Origin of the sequence: Gelidibacter sp. (genome assembly GCF_035515035.1) — a bacterium.
GTDB lineage: Bacteria > Bacteroidota > Bacteroidia > Flavobacteriales > Flavobacteriaceae > Gelidibacter.
Genome location: NZ_DATJCA010000073.1, coordinates 1 through 2,548, shown reverse-complemented (window position 1 = coordinate 2,548; position 2,548 = coordinate 1). Strand labels below are relative to the sequence as shown.

Annotated in this window: 2 protein-coding genes and 1 pseudogene; all 3 read right to left on the bottom strand. The window is 38.3% G+C overall.

The features are described 5' to 3' along the window. A partial coding sequence (locus VLZ86_RS05845; protein WP_325449688.1) for an MBL fold metallo-hydrolase occupies positions 1–1,225 on the bottom strand: 1,225 nt, incomplete at its 3' end. A gap of 101 nt (positions 1,226–1,326) precedes the next feature. Further along, positions 1,327–2,172, bottom strand: coding sequence for an ATP cone domain-containing protein (locus VLZ86_RS05840; RefSeq protein ID WP_325449686.1), 846 nt, complete (start codon positions 2,170–2,172; stop codon positions 1,327–1,329). Positions 2,173–2,285: 113 nt separating this feature from the next. Continuing rightward, a pseudogene (locus VLZ86_RS05835) lies at positions 2,286–2,548 on the bottom strand (fructose-bisphosphate aldolase); the annotation flags it as partial.

The window sequence follows — 2,548 nt, the reverse complement described above, 5'->3', positions numbered from 1 at the left end:
CCATAAGTTCTGCATGGTCTGCATGTGCCGAGAGTCCTTTAATTTCAGCTACCTCCATATTAAAAGGCACCCATTTTCCGTATACTTTTAATTCCTTATCCCCTTCCAATAATTTTCTTCCACGGGTACCTTCAGCCTGATAACCTATAAACAGCAAGGTATTCTTGGGGTTCTGCGCTTGTGTTTCGAGATAGTTGAGCATTCTTCCACCTGTAAGCATTCCACTACCTGCAATTACTATTTTAGGTTTATTGTCAGTTCGTAATTCCATAGTTTCACGATAGCTGCTTACCACTGTAAAATACGAACACATTTCATCACATTCATTGTCTTTTAATCGATGCCAATCCCTTGTGCGATGGAACAGCTCCAATACATTGGCTCCCATTGGGCTGTCCATTATCATTTGTACTTTTGGTATTTTGTTCTCCTTGAGCAATCTCCAAAAAACAAGCATCATCAGTTGGGCCCGTTCAACAGAAAAACTTGGGATAAATAAGCAGCCGCCTCTATTGATGGTGTCGTTGACTAATTTTTCAATCTGTGGAATGGCTTCCACTTCATCAGGATGAAACCTTCCACCGTAGGTCGATTCTATGAAAAGAACATCGGCCTTTTTCGGTTTCAAGGGTGGGTACAATAGTAAATCATTTGTTCTTCCAATATCGCCCGAAAAAACAAAGCGTTTTCCGTGTACATCCAGCTCTATGAAAGTAGCACCCAAAATATGTCCATTATACTTAAATCGGGCTCTGATACCATCAAACAATGGAATCCATTGTGATTGTGGAACACCCTTAAAATGTGAAATGGTTTTTTCTACATCTTTTAAATCGTAAAGTGGTACGGCGGGACTGTGTTTGGAATAACCTTCCTTATTGGCACGCTCGGCTTCCTGCTCCTGTATTTTCGCACTGTCGCTCAGTATAATTTTCGCAATATCCAACGTTGGATTGGTGCCATACATAAGCCCATTAAACCCTTGTTTTACCAATCGAGGCAGATAACCTGTATGGTCTAAATGACCGTGCGTAAGCAGTACCATATCAATCTCTGAAACTTTCACAGGCGGATATTCCCAGTTTTTAAGGCGCAATTCCTTCAATCCTTGAAAAAGACCGCAGTCTATTAAAATTTTACGATCTCCCGTATCCACTAAATATTTGGAGCCGGTTACGGTACCTGCCGCACCCAAAAAATGGATGTTTACTTTATTGTTTTTCATTTGTTCGGTATTTTATAGGGTCCAACATCAGAAAGGTTGCAAGCAATATTCCAATTTTCATCTTTTTTGTATTTAAATTAATAATTGTTTATTTTATGACTTCATATATGAGTGGCGCATAATTCTTCTGAATCTTCAAGAATATTTTTATGTCTTGCTTTCGGTATCCCTATTTTCTCTAATAAACCTGGGTTTCCGTAAACTTCTTTGCAAAGCACAATGCCTTCATCCAATAACTTTGTTTTTTCAGCTTTTGTGAGTGTTGTTAAAGCGGTTAACGGATGTAGGCCGGATTTATCTATTCTATCCTTTAAACCATTTCCTCTTGGGTAATCCCAACCTGTCAATAATAATCCAACACAATTTCCATACTGTATGGCATCACTTGTAAATCGGGTATTGGTGTACAGACCTCCTTTATGAAATTTAGTCTCGTGGCCTTTTAATTGTAGCCATTGTTTTTCTACATCCAAAAATCTTGAATGGATATATAAGGGAATCTTTACATTGCAAAAACGTCCCTGGTCACTGTGGTATTTACATTCTATCATATAATGATCATTATCCTTTTGTGCTACCACATCCACTTCGTGTTGCACACAATTACCTTTCACAATCACACCAACTTTTACATCAAACCCTTCGTGGGCCAATAATTTACCTACCAATTTTTCAAACGGAAAACCAGATGGCCCCAATTCCATCAAGGCTTTTTTGAGCTTGTACTTTGAAGCACTAACCCTTGATTTATCCTTCAGCATCTTGAACGCCATTTGATAAATTTTTTTGGTGGAAATACCATCATATAACTGGTTTTCCATTTGCGATACTATTTGCCGAATTAATTCTTCACTTGCTTGGGAACGTCTTAAGGAATTAGTAAGCTTGTCTACATTAAAAGCTACCACGTCGCCGGAATACTTTACTATGTTGATTGGGTGTTTCATTTATATATATATTGTCATTATTGGTAATGCTGAATGAATTGGTTATGACCTCGGCAATGCTTTTTTAAAATAAGCTTAGAAATCCTAAAGGACTGATGTTTTAACCAAATACTTCACGCTATTGTAATTTTACCATCGAAATAAACACTTTGGACCGCATTGATTAATTCTATCCCTTCAGCGAAGGGTTTTTGAAATGCCTTTCTTCCCATAATCAATCCAGTTCCTCCTGCTCGTTTATTGATTACGGCCGTTGTAACTGCTTCAACTAAATCAGACTCACCATTGGATCCCCCTCCTGAATTGATCAATCCTATTTTGCCCATATAGCAATTGGCCACCTGCAATCTGCATAAATCAATAGGATGGTCGGTGG

Bases quoted from the DNA above. Each gene is read 5' to 3' on its own strand.
- VLZ86_RS05840 (WP_325449686.1), bottom strand. From the start codon at position 2,172: ATGAAACACCCAATCAACATAGTAAAGTATTCCGGCGACGTGGTAGCT.